Raw genomic sequence first — 17,220 nt, 5'->3', positions numbered from 1 at the left:
CGCCGGGTCTTTTCGATCAGGCGATGATCTTGCCGGTCATCTCCACGAGGCGGCGCGCCTGGTAGGAGATCGATTTCTCGTCCGTCCCGTCGAGCTCACCGGCCTTCTTCGAGAAGCCGTAGGGATTGCCGTTATCCTCGAACTTGATCGGGTCCGCATATCCCGGCGGAACCAGGATCGCGCCCCAGTGCATCGCAGAGATGTAGAGCGACAGGAGCGTCATCTCCTGCCCGCCGTGGCTGGTGTTCGAGCTCGTGGTCGCGGTGAAGCCCTTGTTGGCGAGCTTACCCTCCTGCCAGAGCCCACCGAGCGTATCGATGAAGGCGCGCATCTGGCTGCAGACCACGCCGTAGCGCGTCGGGGCCGAGAAAAAGTAGCCGTCGGCCCATTCCATGTCGTCCGGCGTCGCCTCCGGTATATCCTGCATGGTTTCGTGCTGCGCCTTCCAGGCATCCTGTGCCTCGACGACCTCGCGCGGCGCGGTTTCCTTCACGCGGCGCAGGCGAACCTCCGCCCCAGCGGCTTCAGCCGCCTCGGCAGCGACCTTCGCGACCGCATGGTTCGTGCCGTAGGTGGAATAGAAGATGACTGCGATCTTCGGCGTCGGCATGTTGAGATCCTTCTCTCAGTGGATGCGCGAAAGATAGTGCCATGCGCTCCGCTGCGCCACACGGCCCGGTGAACCGCTCCTGTGCGTGAATGCGGGAGGTTACGGTATACATCGGTACACCCTTCCATCCCGTTCGCCACTGGTCTAGACCCGGGCACAAGCCACCACCTGAAAGCAACGAGGGACCCGCCCCATGTCGAAGATCAAGGTCGAGAACCCCGTCGTCGAGCTCGACGGCGACGAGATGACGCGGATCATCTGGGACATCATCAAGAAGAAACTGATCGAGCCGTATCTCGATATCGATCTTCTCTACTACGATCTCGGGATCGAGGAGCGGGACCGCACCGACGACCAGATCACAATCGACGCGGCCGAGAAAATCAAGGAGATCGGCGTAGGCGTGAAATGCGCCACGATCACGCCCGATGAGGGGCGGGTCGAGGAATTCGGCCTGAAGAAGATGTGGCGCTCGCCCAACGGGACGATCCGCAACATCCTGGGCGGGGTCGTCTTCCGCGAGCCGATCATCTGCTCGAACGTGCCGCGGCTCGTTCCGGGCTGGACGAAACCCATCGTCATCGGCCGCCACGCCTATGGCGATCAGTACCGCGCCACCGACATGAAGTTCCCCGGGCCCGGCACGCTCACGATGAAGTTCGTGGGCGAGGACGGCACGGAGATCGAGGAAGAGGTGTTCAAGGCGCCCTCCTCCGGCGTCTTCATGGGGATGTACAACCTCGACGATTCGATCCGCGACTTCGCCCGGGCCTCCTTCAACTACGGCCTGAACCGCGGCTATCCGGTGTATCTCTCGACGAAGAACACGATCCTGAAGACCTATGACGGCCGCTTCATGATCCTCTTCCAGGAGGTCTTCGACGCCGAGTTCAAGGATGCGTTCGAGAAGAAGGGCCTGACCTACGAGCACCGCCTCATCGACGACATGGTGGCCGCGTCGATGAAGTGGTCCGGCGGCTATGTCTGGGCTTGTAAGAACTACGACGGGGATGTGCAGTCCGACACCGTGGCGCAGGGCTTCGGCTCGCTCGGCCTTATGACCTCGCGGCTGATGACGCCCGACGGAAAGATTGTGGAGGCGGAAGCGGCCCACGGCACCGTCACGCGGCACTTCCGGCAGCACCAGAAGGGCCAGTCGACGTCGACCAACTCCATCGCCTCGATCTTCGCCTGGACGGGCGGGCTGCGCCACCGGGCCGCGCTCGACGACAATTCGGAGCTCAATACCTTCGCCGACACGCTCGAGAAGGTCGTGGTCGACACGGTCGAGAGCGGTTTCATGACGAAGGATCTGGCCCTTCTCGTCGGCCCTGACCAGGAATGGCTCACGACGGAAGGGTTCCTCGACAAGATCGACGCCAATCTCGACAAGGCGCTCGCCTGACATCGCGGCGCGGGCGGAGCTTCTCCGCCCGCCTCCCCGGAGGTTTCGGATGGTCTATGTCTATCTCGTCCTGGCCGTCCTGGCCGAAACAGTCGGCACGTCCGCCCTCCAACTCAGCCAGCAGTTCACCCGCCCCCTCCCCTCGCTGGTGGTCGTCCTGGCCTACGCCATCTCCTTCTATCTTCTGTCGCACGCGCTTGCCTCGATGCCCGTGGGCGTCGTCTATGCGCTCTGGTCGGGTCTCGGTATCTGCTTCATCGCGGTGATCGGCTTCTTCGCCTTCGGCCAAGTTCTCGACACCGCCGCGATCATAGGTCTGCTCCTCATCATCGCGGGGATCGCCACCCTGCACCTGTTCTCCGACACCACCCCGCACTAGATTTCCGCCGTGGCGGGAGGAACATGGATGATGCGTGAGATTTTTGGCTCGCTCTGGGCCTATTTCCCGGAACCGCTGCGCGAGCAGTTGAACGGATACGGCGCCGTATTCTGGAAGGCATTGCCCAATGTCGTCCTTTCCGCCGTTTTCCTCGTCGTCGTCCTCTTCGTGGTGCGGATGGTGCAGTGGCTGGTCCCGCGCACCTTGCGCCGCGCGCACATGCGGCGGGCGCTGCGGGATGTCATCGTGATGCTGCTCACCGTGGGCATCTGGCTTGTGGGGATCCTGATCGCCGTGACCATCGCCTTTCCTACGATCACGCCGGGCCGGACGCTCACCGCGCTCGGAGTTGGCGGCGTGGCCATCGGCTTTGCCTTCAAGGACGTGTTCGAGAACTTCATGGCCGGCATCCTCCTCCTGATCCGGGAACCCTTCTCGGTGGAGGATTACATCGAATGCCAGGGCATCGACGGACAGGTCGAGGACATCACTATCCGCGACACCCATGTGCGGCAGACAGATGGTCAGCTCGTCGTTGCGCCAAATGCGATGTTCTTCAAGAACCCCGTCACGATCCGGACGTCGACGAGCTTCAGACGGACGACGATCATCTGTGGCGTTGCCTATGGCGAAGACGTGGATCGCGCGCGGGACGTCATCACGGAGGCGGTTCGTCATGTCGATTCCGTGCGGGACGACGTCCGCGATGTGCAGATTTTCGCCCAGGAATTCGCCGACAGCTCGATCAATTTCGAGGTGACCTGGTGGACCGGTTCCCGCCCCGTCGACATCCGTGCGAGCCGTGACAAGGTGGTCGCAGCGGTCAAGCGCGCCCTCGACGATGCCGGTATCGAGATCCCCTTCCCCTACCGGACTCTCACCTTCAAGGAGCCCCTGTCGATGCAACGCGCGCCGCGTGACGAAGACAAGGACGGCTTTTCTTCTGGCTAATGCTGCGGATGCACGGTAAGCGCTCGGCCAATCCCGTCATCGAAGGCTTCTCATGGATCTGCGTAACATCGCCATCATTGCCCATGTCGACCATGGCAAGACCACCCTCGTCGACGAGCTCCTGAAGCAGTCGGGTGCGTTCCGCGAGAACCAGGCCGTGGCCGAGCGGGCCATGGATTCCAACGATCTCGAGCGCGAGCGCGGCATTACGATCCTCGCCAAGAACACGTCTGTCGAATGGAAGGGCACGCGGATCAACATCGTCGACACGCCAGGCCACGCCGATTTCGGCGGCGAGGTGGAGCGGATCCTGTCGATGGTCGACGGCGTCGTGCTGCTTGTCGATGCTGCCGAGGGGCCAATGCCCCAGACGAAGTTCGTTACGTCAAAGGCATTGGCGCTCGGCTTGAGGCCCATCGTTGTCCTGAACAAGGTCGACAAGCCCGATGCGGAGCCGGATCGTGCGCTCGACGAGGTCTTCGACCTTTTCGCCAACCTCGATGCGGATGACGACCAGCTCGATTTCCCGCATCTCTACGCGTCCGGCCGCAACGGCTGGTGCGATTCAGAACTCGACGGGCCGCGAAAGGATCTCTCCGCCCTCTTCAATCTCGTCGTCCGCCACGTTCCTGCGCCGAAGCAGCAGAAGCGGCAGGACGAGGATTTCCGCATGCTTGCGACGACCCTCGGCGCCGATGCGTTCGTGGGGCGCATCCTCACCGGACGCGTTGAATCGGGAAAGCTGAAAGTCGGCGCGACGGTTCAGGCACTGAGCCGGATCGGCCAGAAGATCGAGCAGTTCCGTGTTTCCAAGATCCAGGCGTTCCGCGGCCTCGCTCAGCAGGACATCGAAGAGGCGCAGGCCGGCGACATCGTCTCGCTCGCGGGCATGTCGAAGGCGACCGTCGCCGACACGATCTGCGCGCTTGCCGTCGACGAGGCGCTGCCCGCGCAACCGATCGACCCGCCGACCATCACGGTGACCTTTGGCATCAACGACAGCCCGCTCGCGGGCCGTGACGGAAAGAAGGTCCAGTCGCGCGTCATCCGTGAGCGGCTTCTGAAGGAAGCAGAATCGAACGTGGCGATCAAGGTCACCGACACGCCCGGCGGAGAGGCGTTCGAGGTCGCGGGCCGCGGAGAACTGCAGATGGGCGTTCTCATCGAGAACATGCGGCGCGAGGGGTTCGAACTGTCGATTTCCCGCCCGCAGGTCCTCATGCGCGACATCGACGGGCAACAACACGAGCCGATCGAGGAAGCGACGATCGACGTCGACGACGAATATTCCGGAGCCGTGATCGAGAAGATCACCGGTCCCCGGAAAGGCGAACTGGTCGAGATGAAACCCGCGGGCGCCGGCAAGACGCGGATCGTTGCGCTTGTCCCCTCGCGCGGGCTCATCGGCTATCACGGCGAATTCCTGACCGACACGCGCGGCACCGGTGTGCTGAACCGGGTCTTCCATTCCTGGGCACCCTATCGCGGGACAATTCCGGGTCGGCGGCAGGGCGTGCTCATCTCGATGGAGAACGGTACCTCCGTCGCCTACGCGCTCTGGAAGCTCGAGGATCGGGGCAAGTTCTTCATCGGCGCGCAGGAGGCCGTCTATACCGGCATGATCATCGGCGAACACAGCCGGGACAACGACCTCGAGGTGAACCCGCTCAAGGGCAAGCAGCTGACAAACGTGCGCGCGTCCGGCACGGACGAGGCCGTGCGGCTCACCACGCCGGTCACGCTCTCGCTCGAGCAGGCGATCGCCTATATCGACGACGACGAGCTGGTCGAGGTCACGCCGAACGCGATCCGGCTCCGGAAGCGGTTCCTCGATCCCCACGAGCGGAAGCGACAGGCAAAGAGCGCCTGACGGATTTCGGGCCGGATCACTCCGGCCCGAGTCGTCGGATTGCGGGCCGGATCATTCCGGCCCAAGACTTCGAGATGTGATATCGATCAGTCAGCGCGGCCGTGGTCGGAGTATCTCCCGATACGGAATGCATCGAAGGCCGTGAGGTCTTGTGACGGGCGCGCCGGTTCCCAATGATCGGATCCGGCTGCCCCGTTCAGGCGCTTTCGACAAGACGCGTAGCCGCGCTGATCGCTTCCTCGGCACGGGAGGCATCCTTGCCGCCGCCCTGCGCCATGTCCGGGCGACCGCCGCCACCTTTCCCGCCGAGTTCCGCCACGGCTGCGCGAACGATATCGACAGCCGAGTAACGCGCGGTCAGATCGTCCGTTACGCCGGCCGCGACAGCCGCCTTGCCGTCGGTGTCCGCGATCAGAAGAACGATCCCACTCCCGAGCCGCGCCTTCTGCTCGTCGATCAGGGCCGGCAGATCGCGCCCGCCGACCCCGTCCAAGGTCTTTGCAAGGAACTTGGTCCCGCCCAGATCCATTATTTCGGGGCCACCTTCACCGCCCCCCATCGCGAGACGCCGACGCAATTCGGCCGCTTCCGACACACTCTGCTTCGCTTTTGCCGCGTCGGATTTGATACGCTCCACGACCCGATCTGGTACGGTCTTGAGCTCGTCGGCGGCGCCCTGCGCGATCTCTCGCAGCGTGGTGAGATAGCCGAGCGCAGCCTCTCCCGTCAGCGCCTCCAGGCGACGGACACCTGAGGAAGACGCGGAATCCCCGAGGATCACGCAAAGTCCGATATCGCCGGTTCGCGCGACATGGGTTCCGCCGCAGAGTTCGATCGACCATGCCTGACCATCGGCGCCCTTGCCGGTCGCGGCGCGTCCCATCGAGATGACACGCACCTCCTCGCCGTACTTCTCCCCGAAGAGCGCCTGCGCACCGAGTGCGCGGGCCTCGTCGGGCGTCATGATGCGGGTCTCGACGGCCGAGTTCTGCCGGATGAATGCGTTCACATCGGCCTGCACGCGCGCGATCTCTTCGGCCGACATCGCTTCGGGGTGAGAGAAATCGAATCGCAGACGGTCGGGTGCGTTGAGCGACCCGCGCTGCGCCACGTGCGTACCCAACACTCCGCGCAACGCTTCGTGAATCAGATGGGTCGCGGAATGGTTGGCACGAATGCGCGCCCGCCGATCCGCGTCCACGGCCAACTCGACGGACATCCCCTCACGCGCGCCGCCGGATGCGATCTTGCCGAAGTGGATGAAGACGCCGGCGATCTTGCGCGTGTCGGTGATCTCTACCTGCAGACCGTCACCGGTCATGCGACCGGTATCACCGACCTGGCCCCCGGCCTCCGCGTAGAACGGGGTCTGGTTCGTGACGATCTGTACCTCGTCACCCGCCTGCACCGATCCGACCCGTACCCCATCGCGGACGAGGGCGAGAATGCCCGCTTCCGCCTCTAGCATATCGTAGCCAAGAAATTCCGTGATGCCGTGCTGTTCCGAGATATCTAGCCAGATCTCGGCATCCGCCGTCTCGCCCGACCCGGACCACGCGGCACGCGCCTGCGCCTTCTGCTTGGCCATCGCGCTGTCGAAGCCCTCGGTGTTCACTCCGCGCCCCTTCTCGCGCAAAGCGTCCTGCGTGAGGTCGAGCGGGAAACCGAACGTGTCGTAGAGCTTGAATGCCGTCTCGCCCGGAAGATCGACGGCCTCGGGAAGTTGCGCGAGCTCGTCATCGAGAAGCCGCAACCCACGCTCGAGCGTCTGGCGGAACCGGGTCTCTTCTCCCAGGAGTGTGCTTTCAATCACGGATTGGGATCGCACGAGTTCCGGGAAGGCCTGACCCATCTGGTTCACCAGCGCCGGCACCAGGCGATACATGACCGGATCGGCGGCACCGAGAAGATGGGCGTGACGCATGGCCCGCCGCATGATCCGGCGCAGGACGTATCCGCGACCCTCGCTCGACGGCATCACCCCGTCCGCGATCAGGAAGGCGGTGGAGCGGAGATGGTCCGCGATGACCCGGTGATGCACGTTGCCCGGACCGTCGGGCTCCGTCCGCGTGGCGAGGGCGGAGGCCTCGATCAGGCTTCTCAACAGGTCGGTGTCGTAATTGTCGTGCTTGCCCTGGAGAAGCGCGCCGATCCGCTCGAGACCCATCCCGGTATCGATCGACTGGTTCGGCAGATCGCGCTGCGTTCCGTCGGCGAAACGCTCGTATTGCATGAAGACGAGGTTCCAGATCTCGATGAACCGGTCGCCGTCCTCGTCCGGAGAGCCCGGCGGGCCGCCCGGGATGTGATCGCCGTGATCGTAGAAAATCTCGGAGCACGGGCCGCAGGGACCGGTCTCTCCCATCATCCAGAAGTTGTCGTTGGTGGCAATGCGGATGATCCGCTCGTCCGGCAAGCCGGCATGCGCCTTCCAGATCCGTACCGCCTCTTCGTCGGTATGATAGACGGTGACGAGAAGTCGGCTCGGATCGATCCCGAATTCCTGCGTGATCAGATCCCAGGCGAAGGGGATCGCGGCCTCCTTGAAGTAATCACCGAAGCTGAAATTCCCGAGCATCTCGAAGAATGTATGATGGCGGGCCGTGTATCCGACATTGTCGAGATCGTTGTGCTTGCCGCCCGCGCGCACGCATTTCTGGCTGGTCGTGGCACGGACGTAGTCGCGCGTCTCGTGACCGGTGAACAGGTTCTTGAACTGCACCATGCCCGAATTGGTGAACATCAACGTCGGATCGTTACGCGGCACGAGCGAGGATGACGGGACTTCCGCATGCCCGTTCCGAACGAAGAAATCGACAAAGGTGGAGCGGATGTCGTTCAGGCTTGGCATGGGGCACGGCTCCTTCGGGGCGTCGACAGACATGCCATCTATCGTCCGGATCCGTTCCGGGCAAGCGGAACGCATCCGGCTGACGCTACCCCCGCGGGATCATTCCTCGGCGAATGCCGATCCGCTGTCATCCACGACCGCGTCGTCCTGTCCCTTGGCGAAATCGAGCCCGTGGCTCGCACGGATCTTGTCCTCGATCTCGAGCGCGATGGCGCGGTTTTCCTTCAAAAAGGTCTTGGCGTTCTCGCGACCCTGGCCGATCCGCTCGTCACCGTAGGAGAACCACGAACCGGACTTCGCAAGCACGCCCGCCGTGACGCCGAGATCGAGGAGTTCGCCCATCTTCGAGATCCCCTCGCCGTACATGATGTCGAACTCGACGATCTTGAACGGCGGCGCGACCTTGTTCTTGACGACCTTGACCCGCGTCTGATTGCCGACGACCTCGTCGCGGTCCTTGACCGATCCGATCCGGCGGATGTCGAGCCGCACGGAGGAATAGAATTTGAGCGCGTTGCCGCCTGTCGTCGTCTCCGGGCTGCCGAACATGACGCCGATCTTCATCCGGATCTGGTTGATGAAGATCACCATGCAGCCGGAGCGGTGAATGGACCCGGTAAGCTTGCGCATCGCCTGGCTCATCAGGCGGGCGTGAACGCCGACGCTGCTGTCGCCCATATCGCCTTCGATCTCGGATTTGGGCGTCAGCGCGGCGACCGAATCGACCACCACCATGCTGACGGCACCCGAGCGCACGAGCGTATCGGTGATCTCGAGCGCCTGCTCCCCGGTATCGGGCTGGGAAATCAGCAGGTCATCGAGATCGACGCCAAGCTTGCGGGCGTATTGCGGATCGAGGGCATGTTCCGCATCGACGAAGGCACAGACGCCGCCCTTCTTCTGTTCTTCCGCGACGGCGTGGAGCGTGAGCGTCGTCTTGCCCGAACTCTCGGGGCCATAGATTTCAATGATCCGGCCCTTCGGAAGGCCGCCGATACCGAGCGCGATGTCGAGGCCGAGCGAACCGGTCGAGGTCGACTCGATATCCGGGATCGGGTTCTCGCCGCCGAGCTTCATGATAGAGCCCTTGCCGAACTGACGTTCGATCTGGGCCAGGGCGGAATCCAGGGCCTTCTGCTTGTCCGCGCTTCGTCTGTCCGCCATATCCAGAATGCTCGCTGTGCCCATGATCTCGATCCTTATTCCATGCCCGCGAAGGGGCGGCAATGCCGGTACGTGTTCACCTCTCGTTCACTTCGATATGGGATCAAACCGGGAACAGATCAACGCCTAAGTGGTGATCCGCCCCGTAATTCGCGTTCGACGGTTAATGCCTCAGGATTCCAGCTGGGCACGCACGGTCTTCGTTAGGTCGACGAGCGAGAACGGTTTGGGCAGGAAAACGGAGTTCGGGATCCGCGCCTGATTGCCCGAAAAGCTCTCCTCGGCGTAGCCCGAGACGAAGATGACTTTGGTGTCCGGACGCTCCACCAGCGCCTCTCGCACCCAGGCGGGACCGTCTTTCCCAGGCATGATGACATCCGTAACGAAGACATCGACGAAGAGATCGGGATCGGAGAGGATCTCCAGCGCAGCCTCGGCATGCTCGGCTTCGAAGACGGTGTAGCCCTGCATCCTCAGCGCGCGGGCCGCGAAGGCGCGTACCGGCGCCTCGTCCTCGACGAGGAGAACGACACCCTCCCTTTGTTCGACGACCTCCTTCTTGGATGCGGCGATTGACTGCGCCGGCGCGATAGGACCGGCATCCCCGAACGACGGGAAATAGAGCGAGAAGGTCGCCCCTTCCCCGAGTACGCTGTCGGCGAAGATATAGCCGCCGGTCTGCTTCACGATCCCATAGGCCGTCGAGAGGCCGAGGCCGGTTCCCTCTCCCGTCTTCTTGGTGGTGAAGAAGGGTTCGAAGATCTTGTCGAATTTGTCGGGCGGAATTCCCTTGCCCTTGTCGATCACCTGTACGAGCACGTAGCTGCCCGGTGGGACCTGGACGCGATTGCGCTTGAGCGCTTCCTCGAGGACCAGCTGTTCCGTGCGGATGCGGATCGGGCCGCCATCCGGCATAACGTCACGCGCGTTCACGACGAGGTTCATGATCACCTGTTCGAGTTGTCGGCGGTCGGCTCGGACCATTTGCAGCGCCGGGTCGTTCTCGAAGGACAGGCGAATGCGTTCACCAACGAGGCGATTGAGCAGATGCGTCAGGTCGGACAGGATGTCGCGCAGGTCGATGGGCTCTGGCCGCAGGTTCTGCTTGCGGGAGAATGCGAGGAGCTGCCCCACGAGGCTCGCGGCGCGGCTGGCATTCTGGTTGATTTGTTCCAGATCGGCGAAGTCCTGGTCCCCGGGCTCGTGGCGCAGCAACAAAAGGTCACAATGTCCACTGATCGCGGTCAGCAGGTTGTTGAAATCATGAGCCACGCCGCCGGCAAGCTGTCCGATCGCCTGCATCTTCTGGCTCTGCACGAATTGCGCCTCCAGCGTCTTCAACTCGGTCGCATCATGCAGGACGGCCATCATCTGCCCGTCATCCTCCGATCCGGCATAATCGAGCGTGATCTGGACGTAGAGGTCATCAACCGATCGCGATGCGCGGACAACTTCGGGGTTAAGAGCCCGCCCTTCGAACGCATCCGTGAGCCAATCCGCGACCGGCCGGCCGAGGCCTTCGACAAGGTCGGAGAGAAAGACCGTCTCACCCTTGCCGATCGTTAGAAGCTCGCGCGCCATTCGGTTGGCGAGCTTTACGGCACCATCCTTTTCGAGTTGCAGGATCGGTACAGGCAGGCGGTCGAAATGTCCGCTCGGTTCGCTTGCATCCGTCGGGACGATCCGGGCAAGCTTTTCGTCGGCGTTCATCTGCTCGATCGCGACGAAACAGGGCAGCCTGACCTCGCCCATCCGCACTTGCTGAAAAGCGTTGGGCCGAAGTGGCGGATCGCAGAGCAGCGCGTCGATCGTCGCGGGAACCGTGCCGATCGCATCTTGCAATGCCGCCGACATCCAGCCGATCCGTCCTTCCGCGTCGAACCTGACGCCCAGATCGGCCTCCGCGACGCCGGCCCCGGCGCTGTCGCCGATACGCCACAGATATCGCCGGGACGCGATCTCGCGAACCGAAAGCTGGGCTGGACCGGACGGCAGGATCACGCGCTCCGCGGTCCGCACCTCGCTCCCGGCACGGGCAAGCAGACGCTGCAGGCTGCGCTGCGTATCGGCGTAGAGGGTGGCGAGCGTTGCGTCCACCGAAACGCCTTTGCACAGATGGGGCTCCGCATCTGCGCGTTCGTTGGTCCAGAGGATACGGCCATCCGAATCGGTCGTGAAAACGATCGCACCATCGGACCGGAATGCCTCGGCGATCGTCGCATCGACACGGCGGAGCCGCAGCAGAGGCAGGACGCCGATGACCCCTGCCGCAGCGATGAAGAACAGTCCCAAGACGAACAGGACGGGGACCACTGGGCCGGAGAACATCGAAAGCCCCGCAAGCGCAAGAAGAGAAGTGACCACGGCTATTGTCGTCAGGACCGGAGGGAGCGATCTGCGTGGAACCGTACCGGCTGCGGCATGAGACATCATCGATACGGAGCCCCCTCTCGGTGCCGATCGACTGACCGGCATGATGCCCCTACAAGCGGAGCGATGCCGCCAGGATCTGACAAAACCAGAAATAAATCAACCTCAGGTTGCTAGTTGTAGAACAGAGAGATGAAATCCGTCGCCTCCGTCGAGCGGAGTCCAGCTTTGCGAAAGCTTCAGTTCCGCTAGGGGGGTCGCGTTCAGGAGGTGCGAAATCTGCATTTCGTTCTCAGCCGGAAGCAAGGAACAGGTCGCATAGGCGAGCAGGCCTCCGGGTGCGACATGGGTGCAGGCTCGTTCCAGAATCTCGCGCTGAAGCGCGAGCAGTCGCTCGAGCTCCGCCCTGTCGAAGCGTATCTTGCCCTCTGGAGACCGTCGCCAGGCGCCGCTGCCCGAACAGGGTGCGTCGACCACGACGAGATCGTAAGGGGCCTGCTTTCGCAATTCCGCGGAGCCGAGAACGTCGATCCGCACACCCGATCGCGCGGCACGCGGTGCGATGTCGCGCATCCGCTCCGGCGCGACGTCATGCGCGTGGATCGTGGCGTCGGTCCGTGCGGCGAGGGCCAGCGATTTGCCGCCACCCCCGGCGCAGTAGTCGAGGATCCGCCCGACACCGTCCAAAGGGATCGCGTCGACGACCGCCTGGCTTGCCGCATCCTGGATTTCGACGAGCCCGTCCCGGAATGCCGTAGTACGACTTGCCATTCTCGGATTGTCGATGACCTCGATGGCCGTGGGCGAGAGGTCGTGAGCCCGTGACGCGACGCCGTCCCGGGCGAGCGCCTCCATCGCCGCTTCCCTGTCGGTTCGCGCGAGATTGGCCCTGAGGAACAGCGGCGCCCGGCTCTGCAGGCTGGTCATGATCGGGGCGAAATCCTCTCCGAATGCCGACCGGAGATCGTCGGCCAACCAGGTGGGGCAATCGAGAGCGGCCAGGGGATCGGGCGCATGGCCGGATGCCGCCTCGATCTCGTCGATCGGCGCCGGATCGTAGCCCCGTCCGGTAAAGAACGCGGCCGTATCATGCCCGTCGAGGCGGAGCAGACCGATCATCCTCGCGCGTCCGCTCTCTCCGCCGCCAATCGCGGCCGTAGACCACCAACGGCGCAATACGTCGAAGACGTGATCGCGCACGGCGGCGCGATCCTTCGACCCCGCGTGGCGTGCGCCCCGCGACCAACGCAGGAGCGCCTGCTCCGCCGCCTGCCCCTCGGCAATCCGGTCGAGGCACTCGATCGCCGCCTGGACACGTGCACCCGGCGTCATCGAGGAAGGACACGCATTACAGCAACAGCCGAAGGTAGAACGCAATGGTGGGCGATGACGGGTTCGAACCGCCGACATCTTCGGTGTAAACGAAGCGCTCTACCAGCTGAGCTAATCGCCCCCGCGCAAGTATCGCGAAGTGCCGGCGACAGGGCAAGTCGATCCTGCCGCATCACCAGTCAAATGGCTCGACGATCGACCGCCGCCCGATCAGATGCGCATCCGCGGTGTGATGCAGTGGCCGCAGATCGAAATCGCTCTCGCCCGCATCGACCAGTTCGGCGAGCCGTCGGTAGAGGAGCGGATATTCTTCGCTCTGATTGCCCGGGACATCGCCATCGTCGGCCTCCAGCCGCGACCCGCTATCGCGCAGGGCGAACCGGCCCGCTTTCGTCTCGATCCACATGTCCCAGAGCGGATCGCCGTCGTGGCGGAAATCGAATACTCCCGAAATCTCCGCACCGGAAGGATGGGTAAAGGCGAAATCGGCGGCGATGGGCGTCTGTCGGTTCGACGGGATTTCCATGCTCACCTCGCGAAGCGCGATCGGCATGTCGAGGATCTCCCCGAGGATCGAGAAGGCGTTGATCCCCGGATCGAAGACGCCGAGACTGCCTTCCTCCCAAATCCAGTCCTGACGCGGATGGGTCTTGCGAACGTCCTCGCGCCAGTCGATCCGGATACCGACGAGCCCCTCTTCACGAATGCGCGCGGCCGCGCTTTCGACGGCGTGCCCCATGCGGGAATGCCACGTGGCGAAAAGCGTGACGCCAGCCTCCGCCGCGAGGGCTTCGAGCCGCAGGCATTCGGCCATCGTACGGGCGGGCGGCTTCTCGAGCATCACGTTGCGGCCGGCGCGGATCGCGGCCTCCGCATAAGCGGTGCGCGGTCCCGGCGGGAGGGCGAGCGAGATCGTGTCGATATCGGGCCGGGCCTCGAGGAAGCTCTCGATATCGGCGTGGCTCTCGATCCCCTCGACCTCGGAATTCCTGCTGATCGTCGCCTCCAAGGACCAGTCTTCGCTGTCCTCCAGAGCAGGAATATGTCGATCGCGTGCAATCTTGCCGATCCCGGCGAGGGCGATGGGGCGTCGGTCGGCGGTCATGGAAACTCCTGGTACTGTCTTGCGGCAACACGGCCCCGTTCAAGGCCTCGACCCGCAATGATAGATTGCCGCGGCGCGGCGACCAGAAGTCTGGAAATGCAGGTGGCGTTCGTCCTAGCCGAAACGCTGTCGCAGGGCTCGCCCGACGGCGCTCGGAACGAAGGGGCTGACATCACCCCCAAGCCTGGCGATCTCCTTGACGAGCTTGGACGCGATTGCCTGATGTTCGGCCTCCGCCATCAGGAAGATGGTCTCGATCTCGTCATCGAGCACGCGGTTCATCCCGACCATCTGGTACTCGTACTCGAAATCGGCCACCGCTCGCAGGCCGCGGACGATCATCATGGCGCCGACGTCGCGCGCGCATTGGATGAGCAGGTTCTCGAACGGGTGGACGACGATCTCCGTCTTCGATCTCTCGCGGATCACCTGGCATTCCTGCTCGAGCATCGACACGCGCTCGTCGAGCGAGAAGAGCGGGCCTTTCTCGCGATTGATCGCGACGCCGATCACCAGACGATCGACCAGAACGGCCGCGCGCCTGATGATGTCGAGGTGACCGAGCGTCACCGGATCGAACGTTCCCGGGTAAAGCGCGACACGCATACCGTCCTCCTCATCCCCTCGTGCGTCACGCAATAATATTGCGCGGAAGATTGCAAGCCTGCAGCGCGGGATCCATACCGGCCTCGCGGTCGAAAAGGGCACGTTACGACCCGACGTCGCGATCCGTTTTGCAAGATCGGCCGAAACGTGGTCGTCTGGCGCGCAAGAAAAGACGAGGGAGGCATCCGCATGAAAGGCGTCATACGATTGGCCGGCAGGGCCGGTTCTGTCGAACGTCATCCCGTAACACATCCGGGACGAGGCGACGCATGACGAACCATCTCTACGACGGCTTGCTGCGGGCCGGACTTGCCGAACGCGAGCGCGTCTTCGCGTTTCTGCCCGGGGATCGCGAGATTTCCTTCGGGGATCTCGAAACACGGATCGCGCGCCTTGCGAACGTGCTCGTCGAGAATGACGTCGCACCGGGTGACCGGGTCGCGATGCAGGCGGGCAAATCCATCGAGGCCCTCGTACTCTATCTCGCGGCGATCCGTGCGGGGGCGGTCTTTCTGCCGCTTAACACAGGCTACACGCCGACGGAGATCGCCTATTTCCTCGGGGATGCGAAACCCGCCCTTTTCGTCTGCCCTCCCGACCGGGAGGAGGCGCTCGCGCCTCTCGCCGCCGATGCCGGCGCCCGCCTCTTCACGCTCGACGAGGACGGGACCGGAGGCACGCTCGCCGAGCACGCGGCAAAGGCCGGTACGGATTTCACGACGATTTCGCGGGGCCCGGACGATCTTGCGGCGATCCTCTACACTTCGGGGACGACCGGACGGTCGAAGGGTGCGATGCTCAGCCATGCGAACCTTCTCTCGAACGCCGAGGTCCTGCGGGAAACCTGGCGGTTCGACGCGGACGACGTCCTTCTCCACGTGCTGCCGATCTTCCATACGCATGGCCTATTCGTCGCGACGAACACGCTCCTCGTGGCCGGCGGCGCGCTCCTCTTCCTGCCGCGCTTCGATCTCGACGCGGTCTTCGCCCACCTGCCAAAGGCCACGTCGATGATGGGCGTGCCGACATTCTATACCCGGATGCTCGACGATCCGCGACTGACGCGGGACGCCACGGCGCATATGAGGGTCTTCACCTCCGGCTCCGCGCCGCTTCTTGCGGAGACCCATACGGCCTTCGAGGCGCGGACGGGCCAGCGCATCCTGGAGCGTTACGGCATGACCGAGACGAACATGAACACGTCCAACCCCTATGACGGCGAGCGCCGCGCGGGGACGGTCGGCTTCCCGCTCGCGGGGACGGAATTGCGCATCGTGTCGCCCGACGGGGATCCGCTGCCCGACGGCGAGATCGGCGGGATCGAAGTTCGGGGGCCGAACGTCTTCCGGGGCTACTGGGACATGCCGGAGAAGACCGCGCAGGAGTTCCGCGAGGACGGATTCTTCATGACCGGCGATCTCGGACGGATCGACGCGGATGGCTACGTGATCATCGTCGGTCGCGACAAGGACCTCGTCATATCCGGCGGCTACAACGTCTATCCGAAGGAAGTTGAGGAGGTCATCGACGCTCTCCCGGGCGTGGTGGAGAGCGCGGTGATCGGCGTCCCCCACCCCGATTTCGGCGAGGGTGTCGTCGCCGTCGTCGTCGCGCGGGAGGCCCTAGAGGAAGCGCGGGTCATCGCACCGCTAGAAGAAAGCCTCGCGCGCTACAAGCAGCCGAAACGCGTTGTGTTCACCGATGAGCTGCCGAGGAACACGATGGGCAAGGTCCAGAAGAACATTCTGCGAAAGACCTACGCGGATCTCTTCGCCTGACGTTCTCCGCGGGCCTCAGAGCTGCGACATCACCTCGTCCGAGGTCTCGAAATTGGCGGTGACGGATTGCACGTCGTCATCGTCGTCGAGAGCATCCATGAGCTTCATCAGCTTCTGCATCCCGTCGAGATCCATCTCCGTCGTCGTCTGCGGACGCCAGACGAGCTTCGTCGTGTCCGATTCACCGAGTTGTTCCTCGAGCTTCGCCGCGACCTCCGCGAGATCGGTATCCGCGCACCAGATCACGTGGCCCTCCTCGCTGCTCTCGACATCTTCCGCGCCCGCCTCGATCGCGGCCATCATGATGCCGTCGGCATCCCCGGCATCGGCCGGATAGGTCACCTGGCCCTTGCGGTCGAACATGAAGGAGACGGAGCCCGTCTCGCCCAGATTGCCGCCGTTCTTGGAGAAGGTGGACCGGACCGTGGAGGCCGTGCGGTTGCGATTGTCGGTCATCGCCTCGACGATCAGGGCCACGCCGTTCGGGCCGTAGCCCTCGTAGCGGATCTCCTCGTAATTCTCGCCGTCACCGCCCTGCGACTTCTTAATCGCGCGATCGATCACGTCCTTCGGCACCGATTGCGCCTTGGCCTCCTTCACCGCGAGGCGCAGGCGCGGATTCTTGTCGGGGTCCGGGTCGCCCATCTTGGCGGCCACGGTGATCTCCTTGGCGAGCTTCGAGAAGAGCTTGGAGCGCGCGGCGTCCTGACGGCCCTTCCGATGCTGGATGTTCGCCCATTTGGAATGGCCCGCCATGCGTCGTCTCTCCCGATGTCTGCGATCCGGACCGCCCTATACG

The 17,220-nt window shown here is 63.7% G+C and carries 13 protein-coding genes and 1 tRNA gene; 5 read left to right on the top strand and 9 right to left on the bottom strand.

Annotated features, from left to right (window positions below; translation table 11 throughout):
* Positions 1-16: 16 nt before the first annotated feature.
* A complete protein-coding gene (wrbA, locus tag LX81_RS05375; RefSeq protein WP_111536261.1) occupies positions 17-610 on the bottom strand; it encodes an NAD(P)H:quinone oxidoreductase in 594 nt (197 codons plus the stop codon).
* A gap of 193 nt (positions 611-803) precedes the next feature.
* Here wrbA and LX81_RS05370 point away from each other — a divergent pair, with 193 nt between their 5' ends.
* The 4 genes from LX81_RS05370 to typA are packed head-to-tail and all read left to right on the top strand — an operon-like array spanning position 804 to position 5,215.
* On the top strand, positions 804-2,015 hold the full coding sequence (locus LX81_RS05370) for an NADP-dependent isocitrate dehydrogenase (RefSeq protein WP_111536260.1): 1,212 nt from the start codon (positions 804-806) through the stop codon (positions 2,013-2,015).
* A gap of 49 nt (positions 2,016-2,064) precedes the next feature.
* The gene (locus tag LX81_RS05365) at positions 2,065-2,394 is read left to right on the top strand and encodes a DMT family transporter (RefSeq protein ID WP_111536259.1); all 330 of its coding nucleotides are present in this window, start codon (positions 2,065-2,067) and stop codon (positions 2,392-2,394) included.
* Between the two features lie 30 nt (positions 2,395-2,424).
* On the top strand, positions 2,425-3,345 hold the full coding sequence (locus LX81_RS05360) for a mechanosensitive ion channel family protein (RefSeq protein ID WP_211322709.1): 921 nt from the start codon (positions 2,425-2,427) through the stop codon (positions 3,343-3,345).
* A gap of 52 nt (positions 3,346-3,397) precedes the next feature.
* The gene (gene typA / locus LX81_RS05355) at positions 3,398-5,215 is read left to right on the top strand and encodes a translational GTPase TypA (RefSeq protein WP_111536258.1); all 1,818 of its coding nucleotides are present in this window, start codon (positions 3,398-3,400) and stop codon (positions 5,213-5,215) included.
* Positions 5,216-5,411: 196 nt separating this feature from the next.
* On the opposite strand, the gene alaS is transcribed toward typA, so the two are convergent.
* The 7 genes from alaS to coaD form a co-directional block, all read right to left on the bottom strand.
* The gene (gene alaS, locus LX81_RS05350; RefSeq protein ID WP_111536257.1) at positions 5,412-8,066 is read right to left on the bottom strand and encodes an alanine--tRNA ligase; all 2,655 of its coding nucleotides are present in this window, start codon (positions 8,064-8,066) and stop codon (positions 5,412-5,414) included.
* A 99-nt stretch (positions 8,067-8,165) separates the two neighbouring features.
* Positions 8,166-9,254 (bottom strand): recombinase RecA, encoded by a 1,089-nt coding sequence (gene recA, locus LX81_RS05345; protein ID WP_111536256.1) that lies wholly within the window; start codon positions 9,252-9,254, stop codon positions 8,166-8,168.
* Between the two features lie 147 nt (positions 9,255-9,401).
* The gene (locus tag LX81_RS05340) at positions 9,402-11,594 is read right to left on the bottom strand and encodes a hybrid sensor histidine kinase/response regulator (RefSeq protein ID WP_234822499.1); all 2,193 of its coding nucleotides are present in this window, start codon (positions 11,592-11,594) and stop codon (positions 9,402-9,404) included.
* A 171-nt stretch (positions 11,595-11,765) separates the two neighbouring features.
* Positions 11,766-12,932, bottom strand: coding sequence for an RsmB/NOP family class I SAM-dependent RNA methyltransferase (locus tag LX81_RS05335; RefSeq protein ID WP_111536255.1), 1,167 nt, complete (start codon positions 12,930-12,932; stop codon positions 11,766-11,768).
* Between the two features lie 45 nt (positions 12,933-12,977).
* Positions 12,978-13,053, bottom strand: a tRNA-Val gene (locus LX81_RS05330).
* 51 nt (positions 13,054-13,104) lie between these two features.
* Positions 13,105-14,037 (bottom strand): Gfo/Idh/MocA family protein, encoded by a 933-nt coding sequence (locus LX81_RS05325; protein WP_111536254.1) that lies wholly within the window; start codon positions 14,035-14,037, stop codon positions 13,105-13,107.
* 114 nt (positions 14,038-14,151) lie between these two features.
* Positions 14,152-14,643 (bottom strand): pantetheine-phosphate adenylyltransferase, encoded by a 492-nt coding sequence (gene coaD, locus LX81_RS05320; RefSeq protein ID WP_111536253.1) that lies wholly within the window; start codon positions 14,641-14,643, stop codon positions 14,152-14,154.
* A 269-nt stretch (positions 14,644-14,912) separates the two neighbouring features.
* Between coaD and LX81_RS05315 the strand changes: the two genes are divergently transcribed.
* The gene (locus tag LX81_RS05315) at positions 14,913-16,421 is read left to right on the top strand and encodes a malonate--CoA ligase (protein ID WP_111536252.1); all 1,509 of its coding nucleotides are present in this window, start codon (positions 14,913-14,915) and stop codon (positions 16,419-16,421) included.
* A gap of 15 nt (positions 16,422-16,436) precedes the next feature.
* On the opposite strand, the gene LX81_RS05310 is transcribed toward LX81_RS05315, so the two are convergent.
* Positions 16,437-17,177 carry a YebC/PmpR family DNA-binding transcriptional regulator gene (locus LX81_RS05310; protein ID WP_111536251.1) on the bottom strand — a complete coding sequence of 247 codons (741 nt, stop codon included), beginning with the start codon at positions 17,175-17,177 and terminating at the stop codon, positions 16,437-16,439.
* Between the last annotated feature and the right edge of the window lie 43 nt (positions 17,178-17,220).

Origin of the sequence: Palleronia aestuarii (genome assembly GCF_003253995.1) — a bacterium.
GTDB lineage: Bacteria > Pseudomonadota > Alphaproteobacteria > Rhodobacterales > Rhodobacteraceae > Palleronia > Palleronia aestuarii.
Note: the sequence above shows the minus strand (reverse complement) of the source record. Positions and strands in the feature narration are given on the sequence as shown.

Coding starts and splice junctions, on each gene's coding strand:
- wrbA (WP_111536261.1), bottom strand. CDS start 610: ATGCCGACGCCGAAGATCGCAGTCATCTTCTATTCCACCTACGGCACG.
- LX81_RS05370 (WP_111536260.1), top strand. CDS start 804: ATGTCGAAGATCAAGGTCGAGAACCCCGTCGTCGAGCTCGACGGCGAC.
- LX81_RS05365 (WP_111536259.1), top strand. CDS start 2,065: ATGGTCTATGTCTATCTCGTCCTGGCCGTCCTGGCCGAAACAGTCGGC.
- LX81_RS05360 (WP_211322709.1), top strand. CDS start 2,425: ATGCGTGAGATTTTTGGCTCGCTCTGGGCCTATTTCCCGGAACCGCTG.
- typA (WP_111536258.1), top strand. CDS start 3,398: ATGGATCTGCGTAACATCGCCATCATTGCCCATGTCGACCATGGCAAG.
- alaS (WP_111536257.1), bottom strand. CDS start 8,066: ATGCCAAGCCTGAACGACATCCGCTCCACCTTTGTCGATTTCTTCGTT.
- recA (WP_111536256.1), bottom strand. CDS start 9,254: ATGGGCACAGCGAGCATTCTGGATATGGCGGACAGACGAAGCGCGGAC.
- LX81_RS05335 (WP_111536255.1), bottom strand. CDS start 12,932: ATGACGCCGGGTGCACGTGTCCAGGCGGCGATCGAGTGCCTCGACCGG.
- LX81_RS05325 (WP_111536254.1), bottom strand. CDS start 14,037: ATGACCGCCGACCGACGCCCCATCGCCCTCGCCGGGATCGGCAAGATT.
- coaD (WP_111536253.1), bottom strand. CDS start 14,643: ATGCGTGTCGCGCTTTACCCGGGAACGTTCGATCCGGTGACGCTCGGT.
- LX81_RS05315 (WP_111536252.1), top strand. CDS start 14,913: ATGACGAACCATCTCTACGACGGCTTGCTGCGGGCCGGACTTGCCGAA.
- LX81_RS05310 (WP_111536251.1), bottom strand. CDS start 17,177: ATGGCGGGCCATTCCAAATGGGCGAACATCCAGCATCGGAAGGGCCGT.